At 72.0% G+C, this 6,967-nt stretch carries 5 protein-coding genes; all 5 read right to left on the reverse strand.

What is annotated here, in order from left to right; all coding sequences use genetic code 11:
* Positions 1 to 3: 3 nt before the first annotated feature.
* Entirely contained in the window at positions 4 to 1,044 is a 1,041-nt protein-coding gene (locus VE546_RS19825; protein WP_324924195.1) for an ABC transporter permease, read from the reverse strand.
* The gene (locus VE546_RS19830) at positions 1,041 to 2,003 is read right to left on the reverse strand and encodes an ABC transporter permease (protein ID WP_324924197.1); all 963 of its coding nucleotides are present in this window, start codon (positions 2,001 to 2,003) and stop codon (positions 1,041 to 1,043) included. The genes VE546_RS19825 and VE546_RS19830 overlap by 4 nt, the downstream gene beginning before the upstream one ends.
* Positions 1,996 to 3,552, reverse strand: a complete 1,557-nt coding sequence (locus VE546_RS19835; RefSeq protein ID WP_324924199.1) for a sugar ABC transporter ATP-binding protein — start codon at positions 3,550 to 3,552, stop codon at positions 1,996 to 1,998. Before VE546_RS19835 ends, VE546_RS19830 begins: the two co-directional genes overlap by 8 nt.
* A gap of 78 nt (positions 3,553 to 3,630) precedes the next feature.
* Entirely contained in the window at positions 3,631 to 4,728 is a 1,098-nt protein-coding gene (locus VE546_RS19840; RefSeq protein WP_324924201.1) for an ABC transporter substrate-binding protein, read from the reverse strand.
* A gap of 605 nt (positions 4,729 to 5,333) precedes the next feature.
* The gene (locus tag VE546_RS19845; protein ID WP_324924203.1) at positions 5,334 to 6,341 is read right to left on the reverse strand and encodes a LacI family DNA-binding transcriptional regulator; all 1,008 of its coding nucleotides are present in this window, start codon (positions 6,339 to 6,341) and stop codon (positions 5,334 to 5,336) included.
* Between the last annotated feature and the right edge of the window lie 626 nt (positions 6,342 to 6,967).

Raw genomic sequence — 6,967 nt, forward strand, 5'->3', positions numbered from 1 at the left:
GGGTCACATCACCCGGCGGCGCCGGCCCAGCCAGGTCTGCGCGACGACGACGACCGCCAGGAAGGTGCCGCTGACGACCTGCTGGTAGGCCGAGTCGAGGGAGCCGATCTGGTTGATGACGTTCTGGATGACCTTCAACAGGAGCACCCCCACCAGGGAACCGCTGACGTAACCGAGCCCGCCGGTGAGCAGGGTGCCGCCGATGACGACCGCCGAGATCGCCTCCAGTTCCATGCCGACGCCCAGGATGGTCACGCCGGAGGCCAGCCAGGCGGCGTTGAGCGCGCCGGCCAGACCGGCCAGGAGGCCCGACACCGTATAGACGACGATCTTGGTGCGGGCCACCGGCGCGCCCATCAGCGCGGCGGCGTCCTCGTTGCCGCCGATGGCGTAGACGTGCTGTCCGAAGCGGCTGCGCCGCAGGACCAGGGCGCCGGCGCCGAACAGCACCAGGGTGATCCACACCGGGTTCCCCAGCCCGAGCGTCGTTCCCTGGCCGATCTCCGCCAGGAGGGACCCCTTGGCCACCAGATAGGTGTTGGCGCCCTCGTCGGTGATGGTCAGCATCACACCGCGGGCCGCGAGCATCGCGGCGAGGGTGACGATGAACGGCGCCAGCCGCGCCCGGGCGATCAGCAGCCCGTTGACCACGCCGATCAGACCGCACACGGCGAGCGGCAGCAGCAGCGCCACCACCGTGCCGTACCGCGAGCCCCAGGCGGCGAGCACGCCGCCGAGCGCGAAGAGCGAGCCGACCGACAGGTCGATGCCGCCCGTGATGATCACGAACGTCATGCCGAGTGCCACGATGGCCAGGAAGGCCGAGGACACCGCCATGTTGGAGAGGTTGTCCCCGGTGGCGAACGAGTCGAAGCCCAGCGAGGCGGCGACGGAGACGACGATCAGCACGGCGAGCGCCCCGTGCTGCTGGACCAGCGCGCCGAGCCGCTCCGGGCGGCCGTCGTCGGTGGCCTTGGCGGACACCGTCCGTACCGTCCCGGCGCCCGCCGCGGACTCCTCTGCCTCGGTCCTGGTCGCGGTCATCGCCTTCCTCCTCCCCGTGCCGCGTACACCGCCAGCACGATCACCACCGCCTGGGCGATCTGCGTCCAGGAGGGCGGCAGATCGTGTTTGATGAGGGTGGCGGTGAGCAACTGGATGAGTACGGCGCCCGCCACCGTTCCGGCGATCCGCACCCTGCCCCCGCTGAGCGGTGTGCCGCCGACCACGACCGCGGTGATCGCGGAGAGCTCCATCAGGGTGCCGAGCGAGGTGGGGTCGCTCGCCTGGAGCCGGGCGGTGGCCAGGACGCCGGCCACCGCCGCCAGCAGGGCGCAGGCCGTGTACACCACCATCAGCACCCGTCGCACCGGCAGGCCGGCGAGCTGCGCGGCGGTCCGGTTGTCGCCGATCGCCAGGAGCTGCCGCCCGAAGGTGGTGCGCCGGACGACGAAGGCGACCAGCAGGGCGAGCGCGGCGGCGACGAGGATCAGGTACGGCACGCCGGCCAGGTCGCCGGAGCCCAGGGAGACCAGGGCGGGGTTGCGGATGTCCTCCAACTGCGGCAGCAGGACCAGGGCGACACCGCGGCCCGCGACCATCAGGGCGAGCGTGGCCACGATGGGCTGCACCCCGACGAAGGCCACCAGGGCCCCGTTGGCCAGGCCCACGGCGGCGGCGAAGAGCGCCACCATCAGCAGCGCCGGCACCGGTCCGTATCCGAGGTAGAGGGCGGTGACGGAGGCCGCCAGCGCCATCACGGAGCCCACCGACAGGTCGATGCCCTCGGTGCCGATCACGAGCGCCATGCCGAGCGCCACGATGATCACGGGAGCGACCTGCACCGCCTGGGTGCGGAAGTTCTCCGCGGAGACGAAGTGCGGGGTGATGGCGACGTTGACGAGGAACAGCACGGCCACCCCCGCGTACACCCCGTAGTCCTGCAGCCAGCGCAGGACGCGGGCGCGGTCGAGGGCGCTCGGGCGCACGGTGACGTCAGTCATGGTCGGCCGCCTCTCCGGCGGGGAGCGGGGCCCCGCCCTCGGCGATGGCCCGCATGAGCCCGTCCTCGGTGACGTCCCCGCCGGTCAGCTCGCCGACGACCGTGCCGTCCTTCAGCGCGATCACGCGGTCGGACCCTTCGATCAGCTCCTCCGGGTCGGAGGAGATCAGCAGGACGCCCAGGCCGTCCCCGGCCAGTTCGTCGATGAGCTTCTGCACCTCGGCCTTGGCGCCGACGTCGATGCCCCGGGTCGGCTCGTCCAGCAGGAGGACCTTGGGGTTCATGGCCAGCCAGCGGGCCAGCAGCACCTTCTGCTGGTTGCCGCCGGAGAGCTCCCCGACCTTCTGGTGCGGGTCGGACGCCTTGATCCGCAGCCGCTTGACGAAGGTGTCCACCAGGCGGTCGATCCGCGCCTCGGAGACCAGTCCGAAGCGGGAGAGCCGGGGGAGCGCCGCCAGCGCGATGTTCTCGCGCACGGACAGGCCGGGCACGATCCCCTCCGTCTTGCGGTCCTCGGGCAGCAGGCTGATCCCGGCGCGCACCGCGGCGGACGTCGAGCCCGTGCGCAGCGGCTCCCCGTCGACGGTGACGCTTCCGGAGCGCACGGGCAGGGCCCCGGCGATGGCCTTGGCCGTCTCCGTGCGGCCGGAACCGAGGAGGCCGCCGAGGCCGACCACCTCGCCGGGCCGGACGGCCAGGGACACGCCGTGCAGCCGGTGGGGGACGTCCAGGGCCTCGGCGGTCAGCACCGGCCGGTCGTCCGCCGCCGTGTGGTGCCCGCTGAACTTCGTCGCGCCCTCCCGGCGGACCTCGCCCAGCTCGCGGCCGAGCATGGTGGACACCAGGGACAGCCGGTCCAGTTCGCCGAGCTTCCCGTCGTGCACGAGACGGCCGTCGCGCAGCACGGTGACGGTGTCGCACACGGCGTACAGCTCGTCCAGGCGGTGGCTGACGTAGAGGACGGCGATGCCGCTGTCGCGCAGCCGGCGGATGACGCCGAACAGCTTCTGCACCTCCCGGGGCTCCAGGGAGGACGTCGGCTCGTCCATGACGACCACCCGCGCGTCCACGGAGACGGCGCGGGCGAGCGCGACCATCTGCTGGGCCCCGACGCCCAGCGTGCGCAGCGGCCGGCGCACGTCGACCCGCACGCCGTAGGAGCGCAGGATCTCCTCGGCCTCGCGGTGCATGCGGCCCATGTCGAGCAGACCGAACCGGGTGCGGGGCTCGCGCCCGAGGAACAGGTTGCGGGCGACGCTCATCAGGGGGATGAGGTTGACCTCCTGATAGATCGTGGAGATCCCGGCGTGCTGAGCCTCCAGCGGGGTGGAGAACCGCACGCGGGCGCCCCTGAGCGTGATCTCGCCCGCGTCGGGCCGGTGGACGCCGGTCAGCAGCTTGATCAGCGTCGACTTGCCGGCGCCGTTCTCCCCGATCAGGGCGCGGACTTCGCCTTCGCGCAGGGAGAGGGACACGTCGTCCAGGGCCTGGACGCCGGGGAATGCCTTGGACAGTCCGCGCACGGCGAGGACTTCGGCGGAGGGTTCCACCTGAACCTCCAGGGGGTGGGGAGCGGGGGAGCGGCCCGGTGGTGCGGGGCCCGGGTGCGGGCCCCGCACGGCTCGTCGTCAGTACGCCTTGCCGATGTCCTGCCGGGCGTTGTCGGCGTCGTACGCCCCGTCCTGGATGATCACGTTCTGGGGGACCTCCTCGCCCCGGGTGAAGTCGTCCAGGGTCTTGAAGGCGAGCGGGCCGAAGCGGGGGTTGGATTCGATGACGCCCTGGATCCAGCCGTCGACGACGCCCTGGACGGCGTTGCGCGTGCCGTCGATGGTGACGATCTTGACGTCGCCGGGCTTCTTGCCCGCGCTCTTGAGGGCGCCCACGGCACCGAGACCCATCTCGTCGTTCTCGGCGTAGATGCCCGTGATGTCCGGCTGGGACTGGATGAGCTGCTCGGTGACCTGCTGGCCCTTCTCCCGGACGAAGTCACCGGTCTGCTCGAAGACGATCTCCAGGCCGGGCGCCTTCTCGGCGATCCGGTCCTTGAACCCCTTGGTGCGCTCGGTGGTGACGTTGTTGCCCGCGGAGCCCAGCAGGATCGCGACCTTGCCCTTGCCCCCGGTCGCCTCGATCATCTGGTCGGCGGCGCGCCGGCCCTGCTCGACGAAGTCCGAGGCGATGAAGCTGACGTAGTCCTTGCAGGGAGCGGCGTTGATCTTGCGGTCGATGGTGACGATGGGCACCTTCTTCGCCGCCGCGGCGCGCAGCACCGGTTCCCAGCCGTCCGAGTTCAGCGGAGCGATCACCAGCAGGTCCGCTCCCTTGGCGAGGAGGTCCTGCACGTCGCTGATCTGCTTGGAGAACTGCGACTGGGCGTTGGCGGTCAGGAGCTTGACGCCTCTCCTCTCCGCCTCGGCCTTGATGGACTGCGTCTCGGCGATCCGGAAGGGGTTGGCCTCCTTCTCGGACTGGGAGAAGCCGACGGTGGCGTTCTCCAGGTCGATCTTCCGGCCGCCGTACGCCTTGAGGGTGCAGCTCTTCCCGCCGGGGCTGGGGCTGGCGACCTTCTGCTCCGCCTGCGCCGTCGCCGACGACTCGGCCCGGCCCGAGGCGTCGTCCTCGGACTTGGCGCACCCGGCGGCGGTGAGGGCCATGAGTGCGGCCAGGCCGACGGCGGCGGAACGGTTGGCGAACGGGTGGCGCTGGTTGGTGCGATACGGCATGGGGTACCCCGATCCGGATGGCGCGCTGGCGGTGGTGGACAGGGAGGGTGGTGGTCCTGGGAACTCTGCGGTGGTTCTGGGGAACGCTGACGAGGGCCGTGAGAGCGTCGTGCCGGGCCCGCTCGCAGAGGTTTACATCGTTGGAAGGCGGCTGTAAAGACTGCGCGCACCGCAAGGTCGCAACCCGGGACGGTGTCCCGGCCGGGGCTCCTCCCCGGGTGATGGGAATTCAAACCCCCTTGCTCAAAGGAGAGTTGGGCCATGTGCGGCTGCGAAGCGCTCGCCTCGGCCGTGGAGGGCCACCGGAGGACTCCGGGGGGACCGGTGCCATGGGACGAATCGCCGTCCTGCCTGCCCCGCATCACCGTACGCACCGCACGTCCGGCCGCGGTGCCGCAGACCGCGCGGCCGGACCGGCGAACGCCGCGGAACCGTACCGGAATTCGCCGCCGTGCATTCCGGGGTGCCCGGACCTCACCGGCGCCCCTCCCGGAGGGAAGGCGCCGGGCCCCTCCGGAGGGGTGCGGAACGGGGCGGGCGGGAAGAGGAGATCCAGGGACTTGCAACGATGTAAAACCGGAAGGGGGACTTCGCGGGAAGCCGGATCAGCGGCGTCCGAGCGTGCTCTCCCGCTCAACGAGACGGTAGCCCGCCTGCACCTTCCGGGGCTCGTGGTCCTCGCCGCGCAGTCCGGCCAGGACCGCTTCCACGGCCTGGCGCGCGATGGCCGCCTTGTCGGGGGACACCGAGGTGAGGGTCACCGTTCCGTAGCGGCCCTCGACGACGTCGTCGAAGCCGACGACGGCCACGTCCTCCGGCACCCGCAGCCCGTGCTCGGCGAGGACCCGCATCGCTCCGATGGCGATCAGGTCGTTGTAGGCGAACACCGCGTCGGGGCGCCGCCCGGCCCGCAGCAACCGCGCCATCGCCGCCGCGCCGTCGGCGTGTCCCCAGCCGTCGGTCGCGGCGACCAGGCGGTCGTCCGCCAGGAGTCCCGCGGAGCTGAGCTCCTCGCGCCAGCCCCGCAGGCGCAGGTGGGCCGGCTGGCTGCGGCCCCGCCGGGCGCCGAGGAACGCTATCTCGCGGCGTCCCAGGTCGATCAGGTGGCGCACGGCCTGCCGGGCCGCGGCGACGTTGTCGATGGCGATGTGGTCGTAGGGCAGGTCGTACTCGCGCTCGCCGAGCAGGACCAGCGGCGCGCGCTCGGTGCGCTCGCGCAGGTCCTCGGTCTCCAGCTCGATCGGGCTCAGGATCAGGCCGTCGATGGCCCGCACCCGGAAGCCCTGGCTCACGAGCAGTTCCCGGTCCCGCCTGCCCCCGGTGTGGTCCAGCAGCACGGTGTAGTCGTGCTCGGCCGCCGCGTCGATCACCTCCGCGGCGAGTTCGGCGAAGTAGGGGTTCCCCAGCTCCGGTACGGCCAGGGCGATGATGCCCGTCCGGCCCTTGCGCAGGTGCCGGGCGGTCAGGTTCGGACGGTAACCCAGCTCGTCGATCGCCCGCTGGACCCGTTCGCGCATGGCGGGAGCGACGTGCGGGTGGTTGTTCACCACGTTGGAGACGGTCTTGACCGACACTCCCACGTGCGATGCGACGTCCTTGAGGCTGACCCGCACGAGGATCCTTCCGCTCTGCTGCCGGAGCCCGGATCGATCCTGACTCGGAAGTGTCGATGCCGACCCTTGCAACGTTATACGGCCGGTTGGGCGGCAGTGACAAGACCGGGGACCCGGATGTGCACCGCCGGGGGCGCGCCGGCCGTCCCCCGCGGTGCGCCCCGGCGGGACGGTGCCGCTCGGTGAACTGCCCGTCCCGGCGGCATCCCCTTCCGGAAGAAGGGGAGTCGGCCTGTGACGGAGCGCGCCTGCACGGGGCACCACAGCCGCCACGGCCGGCCGGGGCGGCGACGGCACCGGCCACCGAAGCCACGACGGGCAGCACGCCGCCATCGGCGCCCACATCCGCCGGCACACCGCACGAACCGGGCCGACGGCCGACTCCGCTCCCGGCCCACCTCTCCGTACCCGGACCGATGACCGGGCCAAGACTGCGTGGCAAGCCGCTGGGCGGTGGCGCTCAGAGCCCGGCGAGCGCGGACAGCCGGACCGCCTCGTCCTCGGACAGCGACCGTATCGGCTCGCCGGTCACCACCTGCCGCTTGGCCTTCCACCCCCGCAGCCAGAGGTCGGTCGCCCAGCTCACTTCGAGCTCATCGCGCCCGAACCGCCGGCCGGCCACCTCC

The sequence above is a fragment of the Streptomyces sp. genome, from assembly GCF_035644915.1.
In the GTDB taxonomy this organism is placed as follows: Bacteria; Actinomycetota; Actinomycetes; order Streptomycetales; family Streptomycetaceae; genus Streptomyces.